The 22,872-nt window shown below is 68.7% G+C and carries 17 protein-coding genes; 7 read left to right on the top strand and 10 right to left on the bottom strand.

Annotated elements, in window-relative coordinates:
• Window positions 1-120 precede the first annotated feature (120 nt).
• Genes AB0L33_RS18485 through AB0L33_RS18465 form a run of 5 tightly spaced genes read right to left on the bottom strand, consistent with a single transcriptional unit; the run spans window position 121 to window position 5,195 of the window.
• The gene (locus AB0L33_RS18485) at window positions 121-1,062 is read right to left on the bottom strand and encodes a VOC family protein (RefSeq protein WP_365682613.1); all 942 of its coding nucleotides are present in this window, start codon (window positions 1,060-1,062) and stop codon (window positions 121-123) included.
• A gap of 11 nt (window positions 1,063-1,073) precedes the next feature.
• A complete protein-coding gene (locus AB0L33_RS18480; RefSeq protein WP_365682611.1) occupies window positions 1,074-2,078 on the bottom strand; it encodes an amidohydrolase family protein in 1,005 nt (334 codons plus the stop codon).
• Window positions 2,075-3,205: an FAD-dependent oxidoreductase gene (locus tag AB0L33_RS18475; RefSeq protein ID WP_365682609.1), complete on the bottom strand. Its 1,131-nt coding sequence runs from the start codon at window positions 3,203-3,205 to the stop codon at window positions 2,075-2,077. The genes AB0L33_RS18480 and AB0L33_RS18475 overlap by 4 nt, the downstream gene beginning before the upstream one ends.
• A gap of 38 nt (window positions 3,206-3,243) precedes the next feature.
• Entirely contained in the window at window positions 3,244-4,200 is a 957-nt protein-coding gene (locus tag AB0L33_RS18470) for a cyclase family protein (protein ID WP_365682607.1), read from the bottom strand.
• Window positions 4,197-5,195, bottom strand: coding sequence for a fumarylacetoacetate hydrolase family protein (locus AB0L33_RS18465; RefSeq protein WP_365682605.1), 999 nt, complete (start codon window positions 5,193-5,195; stop codon window positions 4,197-4,199). Before AB0L33_RS18465 ends, AB0L33_RS18470 begins: the two co-directional genes overlap by 4 nt.
• Window positions 5,196-5,321: 126 nt before the next feature.
• Here AB0L33_RS18465 and AB0L33_RS18460 point away from each other — a divergent pair, with 126 nt between their 5' ends.
• Window positions 5,322-6,236 carry a LysR family transcriptional regulator gene (locus tag AB0L33_RS18460; RefSeq protein ID WP_365682603.1) on the top strand — a complete coding sequence of 305 codons (915 nt, stop codon included), beginning with the start codon at window positions 5,322-5,324 and terminating at the stop codon, window positions 6,234-6,236.
• Window positions 6,237-6,517: 281 nt separating this feature from the next.
• On the opposite strand, the gene AB0L33_RS18455 is transcribed toward AB0L33_RS18460, so the two are convergent.
• Window positions 6,518-7,531, bottom strand: coding sequence for a LacI family DNA-binding transcriptional regulator (locus AB0L33_RS18455; protein ID WP_365682601.1), 1,014 nt, complete (start codon window positions 7,529-7,531; stop codon window positions 6,518-6,520).
• Window positions 7,532-7,815: 284 nt separating this feature from the next.
• On the opposite strand from AB0L33_RS18455, the gene AB0L33_RS18450 reads away from it, so the two are divergent.
• The 6 genes from AB0L33_RS18450 (at window position 7,816) to AB0L33_RS18425 (ending at window position 17,397) form a co-directional block, all read left to right on the top strand.
• Window positions 7,816-9,132 carry an extracellular solute-binding protein gene (locus AB0L33_RS18450; RefSeq protein ID WP_365682599.1) on the top strand — a complete coding sequence of 439 codons (1,317 nt, stop codon included), beginning with the start codon at window positions 7,816-7,818 and terminating at the stop codon, window positions 9,130-9,132.
• Window positions 9,133-9,216: 84 nt separating this feature from the next.
• The gene (locus tag AB0L33_RS18445; RefSeq protein ID WP_365682597.1) at window positions 9,217-10,101 is read left to right on the top strand and encodes a sugar ABC transporter permease; all 885 of its coding nucleotides are present in this window, start codon (window positions 9,217-9,219) and stop codon (window positions 10,099-10,101) included.
• Window positions 10,102-10,106: 5 nt separating this feature from the next.
• Window positions 10,107-11,006: a carbohydrate ABC transporter permease gene (locus tag AB0L33_RS18440; protein ID WP_365682595.1), complete on the top strand. Its 900-nt coding sequence runs from the start codon at window positions 10,107-10,109 to the stop codon at window positions 11,004-11,006.
• A gap of 96 nt (window positions 11,007-11,102) precedes the next feature.
• Window positions 11,103-13,640 carry a family 78 glycoside hydrolase catalytic domain gene (locus AB0L33_RS18435; RefSeq protein WP_365682593.1) on the top strand — a complete coding sequence of 846 codons (2,538 nt, stop codon included), beginning with the start codon at window positions 11,103-11,105 and terminating at the stop codon, window positions 13,638-13,640.
• Window positions 13,641-14,226: 586 nt separating this feature from the next.
• Window positions 14,227-16,569: a glycoside hydrolase family 3 C-terminal domain-containing protein gene (locus AB0L33_RS18430; protein WP_365682591.1), complete on the top strand. Its 2,343-nt coding sequence runs from the start codon at window positions 14,227-14,229 to the stop codon at window positions 16,567-16,569.
• Between the two features lie 582 nt (window positions 16,570-17,151).
• A complete protein-coding gene (locus AB0L33_RS18425; protein WP_365682589.1) occupies window positions 17,152-17,397 on the top strand; it encodes a hypothetical protein in 246 nt (81 codons plus the stop codon).
• 775 nt (window positions 17,398-18,172) lie between these two features.
• Here AB0L33_RS18425 and AB0L33_RS18420 read toward each other — a convergent pair.
• From AB0L33_RS18420 to AB0L33_RS18405, 4 genes are read right to left on the bottom strand one after another with little or no spacing between them, the layout of a single operon-like run.
• Window positions 18,173-19,183, bottom strand: a complete 1,011-nt coding sequence (locus AB0L33_RS18420; RefSeq protein WP_365682587.1) for a hypothetical protein — start codon at window positions 19,181-19,183, stop codon at window positions 18,173-18,175.
• A 3-nt stretch (window positions 19,184-19,186) separates the two neighbouring features.
• Entirely contained in the window at window positions 19,187-20,686 is a 1,500-nt protein-coding gene (locus AB0L33_RS18415) for an ATP-binding protein (protein WP_365682585.1), read from the bottom strand.
• A 27-nt stretch (window positions 20,687-20,713) separates the two neighbouring features.
• Window positions 20,714-21,163, bottom strand: a complete 450-nt coding sequence (locus AB0L33_RS18410; RefSeq protein ID WP_365682583.1) for a DUF6238 family protein — start codon at window positions 21,161-21,163, stop codon at window positions 20,714-20,716.
• Between the two features lie 35 nt (window positions 21,164-21,198).
• On the bottom strand, window positions 21,199-22,665 hold the full coding sequence (locus AB0L33_RS18405) for an SCO6880 family protein (protein WP_365682582.1): 1,467 nt from the start codon (window positions 22,663-22,665) through the stop codon (window positions 21,199-21,201).
• Between the last annotated feature and the right edge of the window lie 207 nt (window positions 22,666-22,872).

The following is a 22,872-nucleotide window of genomic DNA, read 5'->3' as shown; positions in this document are numbered from 1 at the left end:
TACGGTGTGGGGAGACGGCCCGTTGACGGCCCGGGCCCGTGGGTCGGGGCCGGGAACGCGGCGGTGGCGGTCCGGGCAGACCTGTGCCGGTCGCGTCCCCGGGTATCTGGTGGCCGGAGGCTAGACCGGCGGGGCGAGGAAGCAGCCGCGGTCGGGGTCGTTGAACGACTCCTTCGCGACGAGTTCGTTCATCGGGTTGGCGGTGCCCCACTGGTCGGTGACTTCGGGCTGGGAGAAGTCGTAGACGTGGGGGTGCCAGGTGTCCTCGTCGAGGTTCTCCAGCTCGGTGGTGTACTCGACGGTGTTGCCGTGCGGGTCGAGGAAGTACGTGAAGGTGTTGTCACCGGCCATGTGACGGCCCGGCCCCCAGAGCTTCGTGTGGCCGGCCCGCAGGACCCGGCCCGTGCCGCGCATGTACTCGTCGATGCCGCGCATCTCGAAGGAGACATGGTGCAGCGAGGTGTGCGGGCCCTTCGCCAGCGCCATGGAGTGGTGCTGCGAGCTGATCCGCATGAAGTGCATGACCTCGCCCATGTGGGGCGAGCTCAGTGTGTCCGACAGTCGGAAGCCGAGGTGCTGCTCGTACCAGGCGCGAGTCCGGTCGAGGTCGGGGGAGTTAAGCACGACGTGGGAGAGCTTGACCGGGATCGACTCCTTCTCCTCGATCTTGCGGTGCTCGCGGACCGCCACGTCGGCGGAGACCTCGATGGTGCGTCCGTCGACGTCGAAGAACCGGAATCCGTAGCCGCCGCCCGGTGTATCGACCGAACCGGGCCGTGAGATCAGCTGTACGCCGCCGGCCAGGAGCTGCTCGGCGAGCGTGTCCACGTCGGCCGGGCTCGCAGCACCGTAGGAGACGAGGTCGAGGCGCTTGTCGTCGGCCTTGCGCAGCCGCACGACGTACTGTTCGGGGCTGCCCTCGGCGGCCAGGAAGGAGATGCCGGAGTCCTCGGCGACCTTGGTGAGGCCCCACACACCGGCGTAGAAGTCGAGTTGCTTGTCGTAATCGGGCACGGCGAGGTCGACGTGCCGCAGGTGGGTGAGCAAGCGGTTGTTCGTCATGGGATGCCTCCTCAGGCGGGGGACAGGTTGAGCAGGGCGGCGGCGTTGGCGCCACGGACGGCGTCGAAGTCGCCCTCGGACAGGGCCGCCGCGCGCAGCGAGCCCAGGGGGTCGTCGGACCCCATGTCGAAGGGGAAGTCGGAACCGAGCAGCACCCGGTCCGCTCCCGCCGCATTCACCAGCGACCGCAGCACGGCCGGGTCGTGCACGAGCGAGTCGAAGTAGAGGCGCCGCAGATAGCTGCTGGGCGGTTCGGCGCAGCCGGCCGACGCGTCCGTCCGCGCCCGCCAGGCGTGGTCGCTGCGCCCGATGTGGGTGGGCAGGTAGCCGCCGCCGTGAGCCGCGACGATCTTCAGGCCGGGGTGGCGGTCGAGGACTCCGGAGAAGATCAGGTGCGAGAGGGCGACGGCGTTCTCGGTGGGCTGACCGACGGTGTTGGACAGGTACCACCGGTCCAGGCGCTCGTCGAGCGTGCAGCCGAACGGGTGCAGGAACACGACCGCACCCGTCTCCTCGGCGCGCGCCCACAACGGTTCGTACGCCGGGTCCGACAGCTCACGGCCGGGCGCGTGGCTGGAGATCTCCACTCCGGAGAGACCCTGCTCCAGGGCATGATCCAGGGCGGGTGCGAGCAGTCCGGGGTGCTGCAGAGGGACGAGCCCCAGGCCCCGCAGGCGGTCCGGCGCCGCCGCACAGTGCGCGGCGGTCGCTTCGTTGGCCAGTCGGTAGACCTTCTCGGCTGTGTCCGCGTCGGCCCAGTAGTGGTAGTGGGAGGGCGAGGGGCTGACGAGCTGGACGTCGACGCCCTGAGCGTCCATCCGGGCGAGCCGGACGGCGGGATCGGTCAGGGCCGGGATCCGGTCGCGGACCATAGGGCCGCTGACGGCGAGTGCTTCGGGCCCGTTGCGGCGGGCATCCAGCATCTTGGCATCGGCGTGTCCGGGAAGACCGGCGACGAGCGCCTCGACCTGCGGCAGCAGGACGTGGGCGTGCACGTCCACGGTGGGCGCGGTCACGGCAGCTCCCGCAGCATCGTCATCGTGCGGGCCATCAGACCGGGGACATCGGCGTCCCGGACGCCGTCGAGCTGCCACTGACCGATCTGCACCGATGCCTCCACGACCGGCCGAACACGTGCGATCCGCCGCTCGTAGTAGCCCTGGAGCAGCTCGTCGTCCCAGACGTCCGTGGCTGTGAGCATCTGGGCCAGGACCCAGGCGTCCTCCAGCGACAGTGCCGCGCCCTGCGCCAGCGTGGGCGGACAGCAGTGCGCGGCGTCCCCAACCAGCACGACACGTCCCCGGTGCCAGGCTCCTTCGACGAGCAGCCGGTCGAACCAGGTGTAGTTGACCTTCGACGGGTCGGTGATCGTCGCGGTGATCTCCGGCCAGGCACCCCCGTATGCCGATGCGAGGCGCACCATCTCCTCGGCGTACGACTCGACCGGTATGGACGCGCGGTCGCGGTTCTTCTCGACCACATACGCGTAGAGCGTGATGTCGCTGGTCGGGCAGTAGCCGGCGATGAACGCCGGGCCACCGTAGGCGAGGTCGGTGTGCTGGACCCCGGCGGGCCGGGGCGCCGCGACGCGCCAGATGGCCATGCCGGTCGGTTCGGGCTTTTCGGCGATGCCGATCTGCGCGCGGGTGGCAGAGCCGAGGCCGTCGGCGGCGATCACCAGGTCGTAACGGTGCTCGCTGCCGTCACTGAACCGGACTGTGACGCCGGAAGCGTCCTGGCCCAGGACCACGGCGGTCGTACCCAGCCGCACGGTCGCACCGCTCGCGCGGACGGCGTCGATGAGGATCTGCTGGAGCCGGGGGCGCTGCATACCGAGGGTGGCGGGCAGGTCGTCGCCACCGGTGCGCAGGTCGCGCTGGACGTGCAGCACGGTGCCGTCGGGCGCGGTGATTCCGACGGACCCGAAGGGGAAGCCGGACGCCTTAACCTCTTCCCAGACGCCGAGTTCGCGTAGGACGCGCAGGGCGTTGCCCTGGAGGGTGATGCCGGATCCTGCGGTGGCGTTCCAGTCGTCCTTCGCCTCGACGAGGTCGACGTCGATTCCGGCGCGGCGCAGCAGGATCGTGGCGGCGTTGCCGGCCGCGCCGCCGCCGACGACCAGGACCTTGCGGGGTGTGCTCATGGGGAACTCCCTTGTTCCTCGGGCCGTTGGCCCCGGGACTACTTGACGGCGACGGGATTGACGGGGGAGCCGACGGCGCCGGTGATGGGCAGAGGGGCGGCGGTCAGCCAGAACTCGTACACACCGTCGGCCGCGCAGTCCTCGGCAAGGGCGTCGAGGTCCCACATCTCACCGATCAGCAGACCGATGTGCGGGATGGCGACCTGGTGGAGCGGCTGGAAGGCATGGTCGAACTCATTGGGCCGCACCTCGAAGCCCCAGGTGTCGGTCGCGATCGCGGCGATCTCGCTGCCGTGTAGCCACGACGCGGTGGTGAACGACAGACCAGGGGCGGCACCGCCCGCGTAATCGCCCCACCCCTCCCGGCGCACCCGCGTGAGCTGCCCGGTGCGCACGAGGACGATGTCCCCGCGCCCGACACTGACACCATGGGCGTCGGCGGCGGCCGTCAGGTGCTCCTCGGTGATCGCGAAACCGTCGGGCAGCTCGCCGTCCTCGCCGATGGTGCGGCCGATGTCGAGGAGCACGGCGCGCCCCGCCACGTACGGAGCCATGTGCTCGATGCCGGTCACCTGGTCGCCGTCGGAGGTCACGACCTGCTCCGCGGGACGGCCGTTCCACGCCTTGCCGTGGTCGAAGATGTGGCCGAGCCCGTCCCACTGCGTGGAGCACTGCAGCGGCATGGCGATCACGTCGTCGGCGCCACCGATGCCATGGGGGAGGCCCTGGTTGCCCAGGGCGGCGTCCGTTCCGGTGTCGAGCATGGTGTGGACCGGGTTGGTACGGCGGCGCCAGCCCTTCTGCGGTCCGTCGATGTCGAAACGCTGGGACAGGGAGAAGCTCACCCCCCGGCGGATGAGCGCGGCGCCTTCCCGTCGCTTGCCCTCGTCGAGGAAGTTCACGGTGCCCAGGCGGTCGTCCTGGCCCCAGCGGCCCCAGTTCGAGCATTCATGGGCCGCTGCGGCGATCGCGCCGGCGGGATCGCTACGGTTCACGCTTCCTCCGCGATGCAACGGGTGCGTTGGGCACCGAGGCCGGTGATGGACGCGTCCATGACGTCGCCGTCGCGCAGCAGCCGGCCCCAGTGCATGCCGTTGCCCGCCGGGGAACCGGTGAGCACGAGGTCGCCCGGCAGAAGCTGTGCGCTCTGGGAGGCGTACGACACCATGCGCGCTACGTCGAAGATCATGTCCTTGGTCGACTCGTCCTGCATGACCTCGCCGTTGAGTTTCAGGGTCAGCTGCAGGTCACCGGTGTCACCGACGGCCTCGGCCGGCACGATCCACGGCCCGAGCGGCGTGAAGCCGGGAGCGTTCTTGCTGCGCAGCCAGTCGGTACCAATCTGCGGCATGTCCCTGCGGAACACGGTCGCCCGGTCGGTCAGGTCGTTCGCGATCGTGTAGCCGGCCACGTACTCCAGCGCTTCGGCGGGCGACACCCGGTGGGCCGGACGGCCGATGACCGCGGCGAGCTCCAGCTCCCAGTCCGGCTTCGCCGCCCACTGGGGAAGCGTGACGTCGTCGTAGGGGCCGGTGACCGAGCTCGGCAGACCGATGAACATGTACGGAAGGTCCTGGGCGGCCCGCCGGTCCATGATCTCGGCAGCCTCGGCGCGCGCCTCCTCATCGGAACGGCCGTCGGACGGGTCCCGGTGCGCGACGTGCAGATCGATGACGTGCTGGCGGTAGTTTGCACCGGACTGGAAGATCTGCCGCGGCTCGACGGGGGCGAGCACACGGAACTCCGACAGAGGGCGGCGGGGGAGACCCGTCTCGACGGCGAGGTCCCTCAGCCGCGGGAGCGTCGCCTGCCACTGCTCCAGCAGTCCCCGCATGGTCAGACCCGGGTCGGTGAGAGCCGCCCGCAGATCGAGAACCTGTCCCGCACGGTCGACGAGAGCGGGAAAAGCCGTGCCGTCGTCTGTCGAAAGCGTGCCGAGCGCGAAAGGCCCGGAGAAGAGCTCATTAGCTGTTTCAGGTTTCACCGACATGTCCTCCTGATTGCGATGCACCTAATCTGGACCCGCACCAGCAATCAGGGAAATCGATTCTATGGATCGCTACCATCTGCCTTACGAATAGTCGATGGTGCATCCCTCCGGACAAGGACATGCGACGTGAACTTGGCAAGTCTCGACCTCAATCTCGTCGTCGCACTCCGTGCCCTCCTCGAAGAGCGCAACGTGACGAGAGCCGGACTGCGCGTTGGACTCAGCCAGCCGGCGATGAGCGCCGCTCTGGCGCGGCTTCGCCGGCATTTCGGCGACGAACTCCTCTCCCGCGTCGGAAGTCAGTACGAGCTCACCGCCCTCGGCCAGGTTCTCCTGGACCGCACCGCCACGGCCTACGACGTCCTCGAACGGCTCTTCGCCAGCCAGGCGGCCTTCGACCCCGCGACCGAGACCCGGGAGTTCCGCATCGTCGCCTCCGACTACGCCGTCGACGTCTTCGGGGTCGAGCTCGCCCGCGTCATCCACGAGGAGGCTCCGGGCATTCGGCTGCGCTTCACCCGCACCCCCATCACCGTCGTCGATGACACCACCAGCCTGCTCAGCGCCACCGACGGACTGCTCATGCCCCACGGCGTCATCAGTGACTTTCCCGCCACCGACCTCTACGACGACCGATGGGTATTCGTCGTCTCCAAGGACCACCCCAGTGTCGAGGACCGGCTCACCCGACAGGACCTGGCGAGACTTCCGTGGGTCACGTATCAGCGCACCTACGACGCGCCCGCCGTACGGCAACTGGGCATGCTGGGCATCGAACCGCACGTCGAAGTCTCTGTGGACAGCTTCCACGCCCTGCCCGCGCTCGTCGCCGGCACCCGCCGCATCGCTCTGATCCAGGCCCGCCTGGCTCGGCTACTCGCGCCCGTGGCCGCCGTACGCGTGCTCGATCCTCCCTACGAAGCCGTCCCGCTGCGCGAAGCTCTCTGGTGGCATCCCGTCCATACTCACGACGCCGCGCACATCTGGTTGCGCGAAACCGCAGCCAGGGTCGGCCGGCGGATCGCCGACTCGGACAGGTGAGCGCCGCAGCTCAGCGCTGCCACCGGGAAGCCATCCACGGGGTGGATCGAATCCATTCCGGACTTCGATGACGCAAGGGGTGGGCAGGCCCCTCGCTGGTGCGCATAGTCGAAGATGTCCCGACTCGGGCGACGCCGTGCGCGGGCGGATGCCCAGGCATGGGCCCTTCTCCGTCCTCGCTTTTCCGGAGCGCTTGCATGCCCGCGGTGCTGTCTTTTGTCCCCCACGTCGCGTGGCTGCGACCGATACGCGGGGAGCGCGCCGGTTCCGGGAATCGGTGTCTAGGAGCCCTGCGGCGCGGCGGTGCTCCGTCGCACGACCAGCCGTGGAGTCATCGTGGTCCGCATGGCGCGGTCGCGTCGTCCCTCGACACGCTCGATCAGCATCCTGGCCGCTGTCGCTCCCATGTCATGACCGGCTTGGTCGACGCTGGTCAGCTGGACGGGGGCGAGCGAGGCGATCGCGGTGTTGTTGTAGCCCACGAGCGAAACGTCGTCGGGGACGGACAGGCCCAAGTCGTCGGCGGCGCGGTAGACGCCCAGTGCCGCGACGTCGGCTCCGGTGAGGATGGCTGTGGGCCGTTGGGCGCCGGACAGCAGCGCCAGGCCGGCAGCGTGGCCGCCGTCGTCGGAGTAGGCGGCGTGGTGCACGCAAGCGTGGTGACCGAGACCGTGTCGGTCCATGGCCTGAAGATACCCGTCGGCCAGTGCGATCTCAGGAGGCCGCTGCCAACGGCCGGTCTTGCTTCCGGCGGCCGAGACCAGCGCGATGTCCTGGTGCCCGAGCGAAACGAGGTGATCCACGACCAGGCCCGCGCCGAGATCGTCAGCGTCGACGACCGAATCATGCACGTCGGACGTGTCATGGTGGCCGATGACCACCGTGGGTGTGGCGGCTGCCGTGGCCAGTACCTCGGCCCGCGGCGTCCCCGGAGCGATGAGGATCAAGCCGTCCATCTGACGATCCACCATCGACCGAATAGTGCGCGACTGCTCATCCGCCCCGAATCCGGCCGCTCCGATCAGCACGGTGTACTCGCTTTCCTTCAGCGCGTCACGGATGCCGTCGAGGATGTCGGCGAAGAAGGCGTTCCGGACGTTGTCGAGCAGCACTCCGATCGTGTACGTGCGGCCGCGCATGCCGCGGGCGGCGGCATGGGGGCGGTAACCCAGCTCTTCCATGGCCGTCCGAACGCGCTCCTGCATCGCGGGACTCACGCCGTAGGCATTGCGCATGACCTTGGACACAGCCGCGGTCGAGACGCCGGCATGGCGGGCCACGTCGGTGATCGTCACCCGCTTGGGGTTCTTGGGCGAACTGCTCGCGGACAAGGGAACCGGATCTCCTCGACTCTAGTGCAACGTTCTACGGCAGCGACTCCAGAGACATGTCATCCGGTCGGCTGCGGCATGGCGATGTTACGCGTCTGTGTCTTGACGATGCCAGTGGGATGGGGTCAAGGTGTTGCCGAACCCGGATGGAGAACGTTCTACAACTCTCCGTCCCGTCGTGGCGCTTCGGCCACCCGGCGTCTGTCTCGTCGCCCTCTCTCTTCTCGCACCCTCTCTGGGAGTCACCCGTGCCCCACCGCATGAACCGCGCTCGCCGCGCGCGACTGACCCTCTTCTCGGCCGGTGTCACGTCCCTGGCCGTACTCGCCACCGCCTGCGGCGGCAGCGGCGGTGGCGCTTCCGCTGCGCCGAAGAACTTCAAGTACCTCAGCGTGACGGAGAACACCACCACCCGTGCGGCACTGACCACTCTCTCCAAGGGAGCCTGCAAGGCGGAGAACGACGCTCTGCCGCTCAAGGTCGAGACCGTCCCGCAGTCGCAGCTCGACCAGAAGCTGCAGCTGCTTGCCGGCCAGAAAGCCCTGCCCAGCCAGTTCGCCGCCGGCAACGCCCCTGCGCTGACCAAGCAACTCGCCAAGTCGGGCCAGGTCGCCGACCTCGATGTCGAACTGGAGCGCCTCGGCGTGGCCGACCAGCTCGAGCCGGCCGCTGTTTCGACGATCAAGGCGCTGTACGGCGGCAAGCTGCAGGTGCTGCCGTACGAGTACAACATCGAGGGAATCTTCTACAACAAGAAGATCTTCAAGGAGAACGGCATAGCGGTCCCCGGCACATGGGACGAGCTGGTGGCCGCGTCGGGCAAGCTGAACTCCAAGGGCATCCAGCCGTTCTCCGCCTCCGGCGCCCAGGGCTGGCCGCTCACCCGCCTCATCAGCGGCTACCTGTACCGCAGCCTCGGCCCCGAGGCGCTCGACGCCGTCGACCTCGGCAACGCCCAGCTGACCGATCCCGAGTACGTGAAGGCGGCCGAAGAGATCGCCGCCCTCGGGAAGAAGGGGTACTTCGGCAAGGGCGTCGGCTCCATCGACTACGACACCGCGATGAACCAGTTCCTCACCGGCAAGTCCGCCATGTTCTACATGGGCAGCTGGGCCCTGGCCAACATCTCCGACCCGAAGCAGAACAAGGTCGGCGCCGAGAACGTCGGGTTCATGCCTTTCCCGGCTGTCAAGGGCGGAGCCGGGTCCGTCGACCAGTACCCGTCCAACGTGGGCCTGGCCATCGCGCTCAACTCCAAGCACTTCGACAAGCAGACAGACGCCTGGGTCAGCTGCATCACCAAGAACTACGGCAGCACCGCGCTGAAGGACAACGGCTCGATCTCGGGCTTCAAGGTCAACACCCCGGTCAAGGACGCCAACGCTGTCACCAGCACCGTCCGCAAGACGATCAGCTCGTCCAAGCAGAACGTCCTGTGGTTCGAGGCGCTCTTCAGCACCAAGGCGACCACCGTCAGCCAGACCAACGCCGCGGGTCTCGTCAACGGAAGCATGAGCCCCAAGCAGTTCATGGAGACCGTCCAGGCCGCTCTCAGCAGTAAGTGACCTGCAACCGGCGGCCTGCCGCATACGGCGGGCCGCCGGCCGCTACTGGCCGGCCCTCCACCAGAAACGAAGTGGACACCACTCATGCACCGCGTACTCGGTGACCGCAGAGCAATCATGATCCTGCTCGGTCCCGCACTCCTCGTCTACACACTCATCATGCTCGTCCCGATGGCGTGGTCGCTCGGGTACTCCTTCACCAAGGGCAACTCCATCGACGGCTTCACCGGCAACGGTCTGGCCAACTTCACCCGGCTCCTCGACGACCAAGCTGTCCACGACGCCCTGTGGTTCACCCTGAAGTACGCGGTCGTCGTCACCGCCGGCCAGATCATCGCCGGCTACCTCCTCGCACTTCTGTACGTCTTCTTCCTCAAGAAAGCCTCCGCGCTCATCCGGACCCTGGCCTTCTTCCCCGTCGTACTGCCCACCGTCGCCGTCGGCCTGCTGTTCCAGAAGTTCTTCCAGGTCGCCCCCCAGACTGGCCCGGTCAACTCGCTGCTCAACGCCGTGGGAATCGACTCCATCGACTTCTTCGGCAGCGCCGGAAGCGCCTTCTGGGTCCTGATCATCATGGACATCTGGCGCTCCATGGGCTTCTACGCCGTGCTCCTCTTCGCCGGTCTCGTCGACATCCCGGACGAGGTCCTCGAATCAGCTCGCCTCGACGGCGCCTCCGGCCTCCGCCTCATCCGCCACATCGTCCTGCCGCTGTCCCTGCCCGTCCTCATGTCATCACTCATATTCAGCATCAACGGCACCCTCAAGGTCTTCGACTCCGTCGTCGCCCTCACCAACGGCGGCCCCGGCAGCGGCACCACCCCGCTGACCCTCTACATGTTCCAGACATCGTTCACCTACAGCGACTACGGATACGGCAGCACCATCGCGCTGCTCCTCACCGTGGTCTGCCTTCTCGTGAGCCTGGCGGTCTACCGCGTCTCGCGACGCGACATCACGGAGGTCTGAACAACATGACCGTCGACACCCCGCTGAAGACCACCAGGGCCGGACACCGGCGTACTGGAGCACGTGTGCTCCCCGGGCGCAGGGCAGGCAGCCGTCTGTGGATCCGCCTCGCCGTGACGCTCCTGCTGGTCATTGAGATCTACCCGCTGCTCTGGATGTTCCTGACCTCACTGAAGTCCAACAGCGACTACCTCAACAACTCCACCTGGAGCCTCCCCACCACCTGGGAATGGGGCAACTACACAGAAGCCTGGACCACCGGGAACATCGGCCTCTACATCAAGAACAGCGTCCTGGCCGTCGTACCCGCCCTGCTCCTCATCCTGCTCCTCGGCACCGCAGCCGGCTTCGCCCTGCAGATCATGGTCTGGAAGGGCCGCAGCCTGACCCTCCTCGTCTTTCTCGCCGGCATGATGGTCCCGCCGCAGATGATCCTGCTGCCCCTATTCACCGTCTACTTCCAGACCGGCCTTTCGAGCACCCTGTGGCCGCTTATCCTCACCTATACCGGGACCGGACTGCCCCTGACCGTCTTCATGATGGCCACCTACTACAGAACCGTTCCCCGCGAGCTCTTTGAGGCGGCCACCATCGACGGCGCCGGCATCCTGCGCGCCTTCTGGACGATCAGTGTGCCCGTGGTCCGCAACGCGCTCCTGACCGTCGGCCTGGTGCAGTTCTTCTTCATCTGGAACGACCTGCTCATCGCCCTGACCTTCACCAACAGCCAGGACCTGCGCACCATTCAGGTCGGTCTCCTCAACTTCACCGGCGAATTCGGTGCCACCCAGTACGGGCCGCTCTTCGCCGCCATCTGCATCAACGTCTTCGGCACACTCGTGATCTACCTCTTCCTCAATCAGAAGGTCATGAAGGGCCTCACCTCCGGAGCGGTCAAGGGCTGACTCGCCCGCACGCACGCCCCGAGCACATGAAAGGCCCCCATGCACCCCCTCCAGCCCTCTCCCGTGCGTTTCGAGCACCTCGCCGACGGTCTGGGAATGGGAACCGGCACTCCCCGCCTCTCCTGGACCCCGGCCGCCGAAAGCGGCAATCAGCAGGCGTACGAACTCGAGATCCGCCGCAACGGACTCACGCATCGGTCAGGCCGCCTCACCGGCCCCGATCACGTCCTCGTCCCCTGGCCGGGCGAACCGCTCACTTCGCGCGAGCAGGCCGCCGTACGCGTACGGACATGGGCCACGGCCCACAGCGAGCCCTCCCCGTGGAGCGCGCCCCGCACCGTCGAGGCAGGTCTCCTCGAACCCGGTGACTGGACTGCCGTCCCCGTCGGCGCGGGCTGGGAAGAGGACCCGGCAGCCGAACGCCGCCCGGCCCGCGTCCGCCGGGACTTCCTGACCGACGCCAAGCCGATCGCACACGCACGGCTCTACATCACCGCCCACGGTCTGTACGAAGCTGAACTCAACGGCCACCGGGTCGGAGACGAAGCCCTGGCCCCCGGCTGGACCGTCTACCACCATCGCCTGCGCTACCGCACTCACGACGTCACCTCACTCCTCACCCCCGGAGCCAACACCATCGGCGCCTGGCTGGCAGACGGCTGGTACCGCGGCAAGTACGGATTCGACGGCGGCACCCGCAACATCTACGGCACCGACCAGTCCCTCATCGCCCAGCTCGAGATCACCTACACCGACGGCACCGTCACCGTGATCGCGACCGACCCCACCTGGAAAGCATCAGTCGGCCCCATCCTCAGCAGCGGACTGTACGAGGGCGAGAACTTCGACGCCCGCCTCGACAATCCGCACTGGGCCACCCCGGCCGCCCCGCTGGACGGCTGGACGCCTGTACGCACCGGAAGCCGAAACACCGGCACCCTCGTCGCTCCCGAAGGCCCACCCGTCCGGTGCACCGAAGAGATCACCCCTGTATCCATCACCCGCACCCCCGACGGCCGCCACCTGCTCGACTTCGGCCAGAACCTCGTGGGCCGCCTCCGCGTCACCGCCGACGGACCCGCCGGCACCACCCTCACCCTCCGGCACGCCGAAGTCCTCCAGAACGGAGAGCTCGCCACCCGCCCCCTGCGCGAAGCGCACTCCACGGACACACTGGTGCTGCCCGGCAACGGCCCCTACACCTGGGAACCGCGCTTCACCCTCCACGGCTTCCGATACGCCGAAATAAGTGGCTGGCCCGGACAACTCGCCCCCCACGCCGTGACCGCACGCGTCTACCACACGGACATGCGCCGCACCGGCTGGTTCGAATGCAGCAACCCGATGATCAACCGCCTCCACGAAAACGTCCTGTGGAGCATGCGAGGCAACTTCGTCGACATCCCCACCGACTGCCCGCAGCGCGACGAACGCCTCGGCTGGACCGGAGACCTCCAAGTCTTCGCCCCCACAGCCGGCTTCCTCTACGACTGCGCCGGCATGCTCAACTCCTGGCTCACCGACGTCGGCCTCGAACAACTCCCCGACGGCACCATCCCCTGGTACGTCCCCGTCATCCCCGGCGAACCCATGTGGACACCCATCCAGCCAGGCGCCGCCTGGGGAGACGTCGCCACACTCACCCCCTGGGTCCTCTACCACCGATTCGGCGACCTGGACCTCCTACGCCGCCACTACCCCATGGCCCAGGCGTGGGTCGACCTCGTCGAAAAGCTCGCCGGACCGGACCGCCTGTGGGACACAGGCTTCCAACTCGGCGACTGGCTCGACCCCGCCGCCCCGCCCGACGACCCCGCAGCCGGCCGCACCGACCGCTACCTCGTCGCCACCGCCTACTTCGCCCACTCCGCCCGGCACCTCAGCCACGCCGCGTGCGAACTCGGTCACAGCAGCGACGCCACCCGCTACGGCACACTCGCCGACGAAATCACCGCAGCGTTCCGGGCGCGCTACGTCCACAAGGACGGCCGCATGGTCAGCGACAGCCCCACGGCCTACTGCCTCGCCATCGCCTTCGACCTCCTAGACCCTTCCCTACGCCAGGCCGCCGGCGACCGCCTCGCCGAACTCGTCCACCAGGACGAAGCGCGTATCGCCACCGGTTTCGTCGGCACCCCCCTCATCTGTGACGCCCTCACCGACACGGGGCACCTGGACACCGCGTACCGCCTGCTGCTGCAGACGGACTGCCCCTCATGGCTCTACCCCCTCACCAAGGGCGCCACGACCATCTGGGAACGGTGGGACAGCCTGCGCCCCGACGGAAACCTCAACCCCGGCGGCATGACCTCGTTCAACCACTACGCCCTAGGCGCCGTAGCCGACTGGCTCCACCGAGTCGTCGGAGGCATAGAAGTCACAGCCCCGGGCGCCACCGCCCTCACCTTCCGGCCCCGTCCCGGAGGCGGCATCACCTGGGCACGAACCCGCCACGAAACCCCCCACGGAACAGCTGCCCTGTTCTGGAAGAGCGGCCCCAACGGCATGGAAGCGCACATCACCGTGCCCCCGAACTGCACCGCCAACGTCGACCTGCCCGGCACCAGCCCGGTAACGGTCGACGCCGGAACACACGTTCTCAATACGGCGAACGGTAGCCGAATAAAGCCCTGAAATATCAAAAAACGCGACCCTGCGAATGTCCGGCACGAATGCGAAGCGCAACGTGCCGGGCATCCGCATGCTTAAAAGGTGCACGCAGTGCTATCCGTGCGATGGATGACGGTCATCGAAATTCCGTATGCGAGCTCCGGGGCAACCCCCGAGTCTCACGGAAAAGGCGCTCTCACCAGGCCCGATCGATCAGCGGTGGAGCGGGTGCGAGGGGCTGGATCCTGAATGGTGAGTCGCAGGGGTTGACCGGAGTAATGCGAAGCCATAACTTCCCAATTCACGCAAGGCGCTTCACTGAGCATCGTCTGAAAAACCCTGGGCGGGACGCCGCAGGCAACTAAATCCCCCAGACGGAAACGCTCACGGAATTGAGCTCCGAGTACTCGCCTCGGATGCTCAGCATCTGACTCCGGCGGGCACCACCCGCCGCCCCACCGTTCGGAGAGCCGCTGTGAACCGACGAACCTTCCTGTCCTCCGCCATAGCCACAGCTGTCGCTGTCAGCATCGCCCCGGCCAACGCCCGCCAAGCCACAGCTGCGACAGACCCCCGCACGCTCGCACGAGTCGACGAGTTGCTCGCCCGCATGACAGCCGCCGAAAAGGAAGCGCTGATCCGCTGCGACTTCGCGACCATCGCCCATCTCGGAATCCCCGCACTGACCATGGTCGACGCCTCCGCCGGACTGCGCGGCGAGGAGAACGTGACCGCCTTCCCCGTCCCCCTCGCACAGTCCGCCACCTTCGACGAAGACCTCGCCCGGCGCATCGGCGCCGCCATCGGAACCGAAGGACGAGCCAAGGGCTACAACACCCTTCTCGGCCCCACCGTTGATCTCACCCGCACCTGGCACTTTGGCCGCCAGGCCGAAAGCCTCGGAGAAGACCCCCTCCTCGCCGGCCGCCTGGGCACCGCCCTCACTACCGGCATCCAAAGCCGCCAGGTCACCGCCACCGTCAAGCACTTCACCGCCTACACCCAGGAAGCCAACCGCTTCTTCATCAACACCCTCATCCCCGAACGCGCGAAGCACGAGATCTACCAGGCACCATTCCGACGGGTCATCGCCGCCGCACCCACCACCTCCGTCATGATGGCCTACCCGAAGATCAACGGAACCTTCGCCACCCAGAGTCCCGCTCTCTTCGACGACGTGAAGAAGCGCCTCGGACTCCAGGGATACACCGTCCCCGACTTCTGGGCCGGGGATGACCAAGTCGCCGCCGCCAAGGCAGGCATGGACCTCGCGGGACTCGGCACCGGCGGAGTCAAGCTCGCTCCCGGCGCACTCACCGGCGGCGCCGTACCCACAGCGCGCCTCGACGACGCCGCCCGTCGCATTCTGCTCACCATGTTCGCCAACGGCCTCGTCGACAACCCGCTTCCGACCCCGGCCCAGAACGTCAGTACCACGGCGCACAAGAGCCTCGCGCAGGAAGCCGCTCTCGCGTCAACCGTCCTGCTCACCAACCGGTCAACGACCCTGCCGCTGCCCGCCTCACTCACATCCCTCGCCGTCATCGGCCCCGCGGGAACCGACGCCCTCACCGGCGTCGCCGGCTCGACCTACGTCGACCCCGGTGACTGGACCACCCCCCTACAGGCCATCAAGACCCGCGCCGGCCGCGGCATCACGGTCACCCACTCCCAGGGAACCGTCGGCGACATCCCGCTCACACCCGTCCCCACCACCGCGCTGCGCACACCCGCCGGAGCCCCCGGTCTGACCGGCCGCTATTACGCGAATCCCGCGCCGACTGGGACGCCGGCTGCCACCCGCACCGACAGCGTCGTCGACTTCACCACCGCCCCGGTCGACACGCTCCCGCAGGTGTGGTCCGCAACCTGGTCGGGCAGCCTCACGCCGACCCACTCGGGCCTGCACCGCTTCTCGCTCCTGCCCGCCGGAACCGCAACGCTCAAGGTCAACGGCACCACCGTCGTCTCAGGATCCCGTGGCACCAGGCGCTTCTTCCTCGGCACCTACGACTACCCCCTCCAAGGCGCCATCGAGCTGACCGCCGGCAAGCCCGTGCCCATCGAACTGACCTACAGCAACGCCACCGCCGATTCGGGAACCTGCGGCCTCACCCTCGGCTGGCAGCCCGTCTCCCTCATCCCGGCCGCCGTGAAAGCCGCCGCCGACGCCGACGCCGCGGTCGTCTTCGTCAACCGCATAGCCGGCGAAGCCATGGACCACGAACAGCTCGCTCTCCCCGCCGACCAGAACCAGCTCATCACCGAGGTTGCTGCGGCCAACTCGCGCACGATCGTCGTCCTGAACACCGACGGCCCCGTGGCCATGCCCTGGCTCGACGACGTCGAAGCGGTCATCCAAGCCTGGTACGGAGGCCAGGGCATGGGCACAGCACTCGCCGCCGTCCTCTTCGGCGACGAAGACCCCTCCGGGCGCCTGCCCGTCACCTTCCCCGCCACCCCCTCCCAGGGGCCGGGCACCACGACTGCGACCTACCCGGGCAAGGACGGCACCGTCTCGTACGACGAGGGAACCGCGATCGGGTACCGCTATTACGACACCAACGAGCAGCAGCCGCTGTTTCCTTTCGGCCACGGCCTGTCGTACACCACCTTCGCCCACGGCTCCGTCGAGGCGGCCTACAACCCGACCGCCAAGACCGTCACCCTGTCTGTGACCGTCGCCAACAAGGGCAAACGCCAGGGCACTGAGACCGTGCAGGTCTACGCCACACTCCCTGCCGCGGCGGCCGCCGAGCGCCGCAGGCTCGTCGACTTCCGCAAGCTCACCCTCGCCCCCGCTGCCAGCCAGCGCATCACCTTCACCATCCCGGCCGACGACCTGACCATATGGAACTCCGGAACCTGGAAGCTCGTGCCCGGCCTCTACACCCTCGCCACCGCACACGACTCCCGCACCATGACAGCGCAAAGGGCTCTCTCCATCAACTGATCCCTGCGCGCCGATGACCCGCGCGGACAGGTGCACATAGTGTTGGCCATCAGCGATCGTGCTCGTGGCCACGTCTGGCTGTACCAGGCAGCAGCTGCTCTCGGCGTCGTTCGGCCCGTTCGGAGCGACTGCCGACCGGTGGTTCCCGGAGTCGTCGAAGGCCAGGGCGTGGGCCAAGCTCCACCGCCTGACCCTCGACGAACCCGGGGCCGCAGCGAGTTGGACTGGTCGCTGTGCGCGGGTCGACTCGGCGAACATGCGGGCCCTGAAGATGGGGGGGCCTGGCGGGTCCGAATCCTGTCGACCGGGCATGTACGGCTCGAAGGTCCACCTGTTCACGGAACGGTCGGTCCGCGTCTCGGAGATAGCCGGAAGGCAGCCCAGATTTCTCGAAGGAGTAGCGCCCATCCATGTCGCAGTGTGCGTACTTGTACGGGTTGAGGACAGCGGCGACCTTGCTGGCCCCCGGCCGATCACCGCGATCCCGCTCCTTGACGAACTGGTCAATCTGACGGTGCTGTAGAGGGCGATCACGTTTTCGATCACTTGGAGTGCGCCGAGTTTGACCACCTGGAACTGGAGATGCTCAGCGACGTCGCGCAGGCGGATGGCGTGCTGCAGCTCGGTCGGCTGGCCGAGGTTCGCCCAGGAGTCGGCCGCCGCGCCGAGAATCTCCACCACACGCCGGAGCACGCCGTCGACCGGGTCGGTCACCTCGCTCAGGGACGCGAGGACCGCACGCGGGTCCGCCGCCGCCCCGATGGACTCGGCCAGTTCACCGAGCCGGTCGCCGAGGCAGGGTTCGTCCGTCCAGGCCGTCTCGGGTGACCGGAGCAGCGAGTCGTCGTACGACGTCGGGACGTACACCTCGTCCAGCCGGTCAAGGGCCCACGCCACCGCCCGCCGCTCCTCGACCGCATCGAGGGTTGAAGGCAGTCGGTAGTGCTGTTCGCCGTCGTGGACTTCACCAGGGAGAAACCCTGCCTGCTGAAGGAACGTGTGGGCGGCGCGCTGCTTGGACAGCCGCTCCTGTTCGAGGCTCGGTGGCGCCCCGGCGAGGTCCAGACGCTCGTTGATGAAGGCGAGGAGCTTGGGAACGGATCCGCCGTTGTGAGCGTGCGGGCCGTCGGGACCGGAGTCGTAGATGACTTTCGGGTGGGAGTTCGCGGGGCTGTGCAGCACGGTCCAGCTGTCGGGCTGGCCCGGTGGGTGATCGGTGGAAGGTTCCTGAGGCGGCGAGATGATCAGTTCGCCACCTTCCGGGAGGTCGGCGTGGACGTAGTAGTCGCTGAGGCCGAACTCGGCGGTGCACTCGACCCAACGCCCCCTCAAGGAGGCGGTGATCGGCGAGAGGCCGTGCTCCAGCCGCGGGTCGGGAGAAGCGACAGGCTCCGGCGCGGACCAGTCCAGGCGTGCTTTCACGCGCAAGCCTTCGCGGTGGATGGTGACCAGGGGGTTATCGACGTGCATACGGGGCTCCGGTGTACGGCGCCCAGGCTCCGGGCCTGGGCGGGTGTGGCGCTCGCTGGACCAGCGGCGTGTCACGAGGATCCGGCGCTCGCCCGCTTTGGACGTGCCGCCAGTCGGTGGTAGGGACCGAGGGTCAGCGTCCCCGCCGCGGTGCTGGTGGTGACGTCGGCGGCACCGCCGGGGAGGCGGTTGGGACTGTGTATGCGTCGGGCGCTGATCGATGCAGGGCTGCGGCCTGGCGCAGGTTCTCGGCCCGGTGCTCGGCGTCGGCCCGGTCTGCGAAATGGCCGGCGACCCGGACGAGCGCCGGACCCTGCTCGCGAAGTTCGTCGGCGTAGTGCCAGCCCTCCGAGTTGCGGACCTCCAGAGCCTCGTCCTCGTACAGGGCGCGGGAGCCGGGCAGCGAGCCGTCCATGAGGGATATGACCTGTTCCCACTCGGTCTGGATGCGCTGCGCCTCCTCCAGAGTCGTGTCGATCATTCCTATCCGGCGCAGGTCCGTGCTGACGGGACCGCACTCGAAGTCGCGTTGCGTCACGGTCGACCGGATGTGGGCAAGGACATGGGGGCCGTGGGCGAGGAAGGTCTCGACGTGCGTCCAGGCGGCGGTGTCGCGGGCGACCTTTCCGTCGGCGTAGACCGTGTCATCGATGGGCCATCCCGCGGCGTCGCACAGGGTGCCGGAGATGTCGTCCCAGTCAGCCGTAACTCGGGCGAGCCCGGCTGCCGCTTTCCCCAGGGCCTGAATCTGGATGCGCCGCAGTGACCTCTCGTAGTCGGGGAGGTACTTCTCCTTGACGTCTGCCACGGCGCGTACGGGGTCGGGGTCGAGGCCCTTAAGAGTGGGCGCGGTGAGATGGGTGATGTCGAGCGTCTCGGTCGGGTCCGGCGGCCGGAGGGCCCCAAGGAGCAAGGCGGCGTCCCCGGGGACGGCTATGAAGCGGTCGTGGTCGGGCCCGGTGAGAACGACGATGTCGGTGACGGCGCTGTCCTTGAGGAGGCCGTCGAGTACGAGCTGGTCCCAGAGCTGTGCTCGGAAGGCGTTCGGCTTGGTGAGCGTGTGGACTTGGGCGCTCCATCCGGGCATCTGGCCGGGTACGGCCTGGGCGAACGCGATGAGGTCCGAGGAGAGGTTCTTCGGCATCGGCTACGCCCCCATTCGGGCGTCGGTGTCGAACAGGTCGCGCTCGGTAGGGTGGAGGAGGTGTTGCGTGATGAAGCTGCGGCCCGCGACCTTCCACAGCCCTCGTCCCTTGGTGAGGGCGGAGACGGCCTGGGTCTCGACGCCCGTCAGCCCGAGCAGGGAAGCGGCGTCGGCGAGCTGGTCGGGTTCCTGGCGGTAGATGATGCGGGTGGAGCAGTCGGCGAGGAGGCCCTCGGCCAGGACTCGGCCGCGCGAGCCGGCGTCCCCGGCGCTGAGGAGGTCGCTGAGGCGGTGGATGATCATGAGGTTGGCGATGCCGAGTCCGCGCGAGAGTTTCCACTGGGACTGCATGCGCTCCAGCAGGCCGATGTGCCGCATGACGCGCCAGGCTTCGTCGTAGATGACCCAGCGCCGCCCGCCGTCCGGGTCGGCGAGCGCGGCCTCCATCCAGGCGCTCGCGCAGGTCATGGCGAGGACCAGGGCGATGTCGTCGCCGCTGCTGCCCAGGCGTGAGAGGTCGATGGTCAGCATCGGAGTGGCCGGGTCGAAGTGCACGGTGGTGGGGGCGTCGACCATGTCGCTGAGGTCACCGTGGACGAGCCGGCGCAGGGCGTGGGCGAGGTCCTGAGCAGCTGTGCCCATGCGTCCGCTCTCGTCGCCGAGGGCCCGTTCGAGGCGCTCGGGCGAGCTGAGCGTGTGCGCGATGCCGCCGAGCAGCGGCACCGTCCCGGTGGCGGCGGCCTCGGCGACGACGAGGTCGAGCGCGTCCAGGGCGGTGTGTTCCATGGGCAGGAGGTCGCGGTTGAGTACGGTGCGCGCGAGGGCGGCCAGGAGCAGGAGCCGGCGCTTGCGTACCTCGGTCGCCCAGTCGTCCTCGCTCACGGAAGCAGGCCGGGCCGGTGCATCAAGGGGGTTGAGGCGTCCGGGGAGTCCGGGGCCGAGCGCGATGGTGGTGCCGCCGAGCGCCTTCGCGACGGCCGTCCACTCGCCCTTGGGGTCGCTGGGGACGTAGATGCGGTAGCCGTGGGCTATGGCGCGGGTGGCGATCGACTTGGCCAGCGCGGACTTGCCCATCCCGATGATCCCGGCCAGGACCGCGTTCGGGTTGGTGAAGCCTTCGACCCGGCCGTTGCTGTACAGCGAGAAGGGGTCGTAGCAGAAGGCGGCCTCGGCGTGGACGTCGCGGCCGATGAAGATGCCCTCGGCTCCGAGGCCGCCTTCGGCGAGGAAGGGGTAGGCGCCGGAGACGGTGGCGGTGGTCATGCGGTGGGCGGGGAGGCGGAGCTTGCCGCCCCGGGCGGAGGCGGGGCCGGGGCGGCCGGCGGGCGGGTAGACCGGCCGCGCCTGCGGATCGAGCGCTTCCTCGGCGCGGACCGTGGGCGTGGCGTTGGCGTTGCGGGCCTTGCGGCGGGCTTCGGCGAACCCGGCGCGGGCGGCGCGCTGCTGGGAGCGGGAGGACTTGCGCGGGACGAAGAGGTGGGAGGCGCTGGCGCGCGTGCGCATGAACGTTTCTCCAGACGAGGCGGCGGGTCAGTGGCGGGTGAGGCCGGTGAACGGGGTGTGCAGGTCTGCGGGGGTGGTGCGGCGCCGGACCAGGTGTGCGGCGCGCTGATGGCGCTGGCAGATGGTCAGCGCCGGAGCACCCTCGGGCAGGCCGGCCCGGCAGGACTCCGGCTCGGGCACCTCACCGGTGTCCGGCCTGGGGGAGGCGTGGTAGGCGTGGTGAAGGTGCTCGGCGGTCTGCCAGATCCGGGTCCGGGCGGCGTGCAGGTGATCGCCCTCGACCGCGATGAGCGGGCCGGTGCGGTGGGCGTGGGCGTCGAGGAGCCCGTGCAGGGAGATGAGGTGCTCGTGCAAGGTGTCCAGCTCGGCCCGGCTGGCGACGAGGGGGCCCGCGGGGATGTTGATCGAGCGGTGGAAGTCGAGCGCGGCGGTGGCGAAGGGCACGAAGTCCTGCGCGGTACGAGGGGTGCGGGACATGAAGGTGCTCTCTCGGACAAGGATGGATGCCAGGGTCAGACGGCGAGGGCGAGCGGCATCGAGGCAGCAGTGAACGCCTCGGCCTGCTGCCAGGTCAGCAGCCGCAAGTCGAGCTGGGCGCCGACCGCCGCGGTCTCCACGACCGCGCACGCCGAGCGCAACTCCTCCTCGGAGTCGGCCGAGACAGTCAGCAGACCGGTCAGGGCCACATCCGCGTGCCCGGCGATGAGCTGCCGCTCACGGGCCTTGATGTCCTGGTACTCGATCGAGTCCGCCTCGGACTCGACCCGGCCCCGCCGGGCGCGCTCGGCAGAGTCGGCGATCACGCTGGCCTTCTTGCGCTGAACGTCCCGCAAAGCGGCATCCAGCCCCTTCGGCTCGTACGACAGCGAAAGCGTCCGCCGTACCCCGGCGGTGAACAGGACCTGGTGCATGAAACCGGCGCTGGTCTCGACGCGGGGCCAGTTCTCGACCCAGTACGTAGCGTGGACGGCCGAGTCCGTCGCGATGTGGTCCGCCTTCTCCACCACCACGACCGGCCCGCCCGCAGAGGGATCGGCCTCCGGCCGAGAGCCGCCGGACCAACGGTCGAGCGCGGTCAGGGCCTTGGGGTCGTAGGCGGTGCGTACGACGGCGGCGATCTCCCCGGCGGTGAGCCAGCCGCTCGGATTGAGCCCGGCACCACGGGCGGCCTGGTCGAACGTCGAGACGAGCTGCGACAGGACACTGAAGGACCCGGCCAGCCCACCGCCGGCCTGATTGACCAGGCGCCGCGTGGCCTTGGCGTCCAGCGACAGGGCGACATACGCCTCGTGCGGAGCTGCCGCAGGACCGGCGCTCTGGATCAGTTCGCTGTAGATCGTCCCGGCGAGGGGAGCGTCGGGGTGGCCGTGCTGCTCCCAGTAGCGGCGAAGGGCGTCTCCGGAGTCGGGGACGGTGCGCTCGATCACCTGGATCCGGGCGACGTGTCCCGTACGCGCGAGGGCGGCGAGGGCACGTCCCCAGCCGTTGACGTTGGCGTTCTGGGTGCCCGGGTCGAGGAGCGCGTAGGCGCGGGAGGTGACCTTGACGACGGCGGTCAGGTTGCCGGTGTGGGGGTTGTGGACAGCGGCGTACCGGCCGTCGGGGGCGGTGACGACCCGCAGGCTGGCGGCGGTACCGGGCAGGTGAAGGAGCCCTTCGCGCACCGGGCGCCGGGAGGGGCGGGTGAGCCAGACCAGTTGTCCCCGCAGGCGCCGGGTCAGGTAGCGGGTGAGGATCGGCGTCCAGTCGGCCAGGGTGCGGCCTCGGTGGCGGACGAAGACCAGGAGGGCGATGACGGCCCACAGGGGGATGAGTTCGAGGGCGCCGACCACGCCGCGGGCGAGGATCACGGCGAGCAGGAGAAGACCGGCGAGGCCGGCGGTGATCAGCTGCGGGGCGGTCAGGCCGAGCAGGACCCCGCGCCTGCTGCGGTGCGGGAACTTCACGGTGGGCGTAGCGACCTGTGGGGTGCGAGACATGCTGGTTCCAGACGGTGAGAGCGGGCGGAAAGCGAGAAGGTCAGGGCTCTTCTGGAAGTCACGACAGGTCTCCGATCGAAGGAACGTGGTGGGGGTGGGGCGGGGCGCGGGGGGGGCCCCCCCCCCCCCCTGATAGGGCACGCGCCCCCGGGGGGGCCGCCCCGGCCCCACCAAAAACACCGGGCGGGGGAACACGCAGCCCAAAGC

It is taken from the genome of Streptomyces sp. NPDC052299 (assembly GCF_040679335.1).
Lineage (GTDB): Bacteria > Actinomycetota > Actinomycetes > Streptomycetales > Streptomycetaceae > Streptomyces.
The sequence above is the reverse complement of the archived record's forward strand: the minus strand, read 5'-3'. Positions and strand labels throughout refer to the sequence as shown.

Excerpts from the sequence above, each read along its gene's own strand:
- AB0L33_RS18485 (WP_365682613.1), bottom strand. The coding sequence starts at position 1,062 with ATGACGAACAACCGCTTGCTCACCCACCTGCGGCACGTCGACCTCGCC.
- AB0L33_RS18475 (WP_365682609.1), bottom strand. The coding sequence starts at position 3,205 with ATGAGCACACCCCGCAAGGTCCTGGTCGTCGGCGGCGGCGCGGCCGGC.
- AB0L33_RS18465 (WP_365682605.1), bottom strand. The coding sequence starts at position 5,195 with ATGTCGGTGAAACCTGAAACAGCTAATGAGCTCTTCTCCGGGCCTTTC.
- AB0L33_RS18445 (WP_365682597.1), top strand. The coding sequence starts at position 9,217 with ATGCACCGCGTACTCGGTGACCGCAGAGCAATCATGATCCTGCTCGGT.
- AB0L33_RS18440 (WP_365682595.1), top strand. The coding sequence starts at position 10,107 with ATGACCGTCGACACCCCGCTGAAGACCACCAGGGCCGGACACCGGCGT.
- AB0L33_RS18435 (WP_365682593.1), top strand. The coding sequence starts at position 11,103 with ATGGGAACCGGCACTCCCCGCCTCTCCTGGACCCCGGCCGCCGAAAGC.
- AB0L33_RS18430 (WP_365682591.1), top strand. The coding sequence starts at position 14,227 with ATGACAGCCGCCGAAAAGGAAGCGCTGATCCGCTGCGACTTCGCGACC.
- AB0L33_RS18425 (WP_365682589.1), top strand. The coding sequence starts at position 17,152 with ATGCTCAGCGACGTCGCGCAGGCGGATGGCGTGCTGCAGCTCGGTCGG.
- AB0L33_RS18420 (WP_365682587.1), bottom strand. The coding sequence starts at position 19,183 with ATGCCGAAGAACCTCTCCTCGGACCTCATCGCGTTCGCCCAGGCCGTA.
- AB0L33_RS18415 (WP_365682585.1), bottom strand. The coding sequence starts at position 20,686 with ATGCGCACGCGCGCCAGCGCCTCCCACCTCTTCGTCCCGCGCAAGTCC.
- AB0L33_RS18410 (WP_365682583.1), bottom strand. The coding sequence starts at position 21,163 with ATGTCCCGCACCCCTCGTACCGCGCAGGACTTCGTGCCCTTCGCCACC.
- AB0L33_RS18405 (WP_365682582.1), bottom strand. The coding sequence starts at position 22,665 with ATGTCTCGCACCCCACAGGTCGCTACGCCCACCGTGAAGTTCCCGCAC.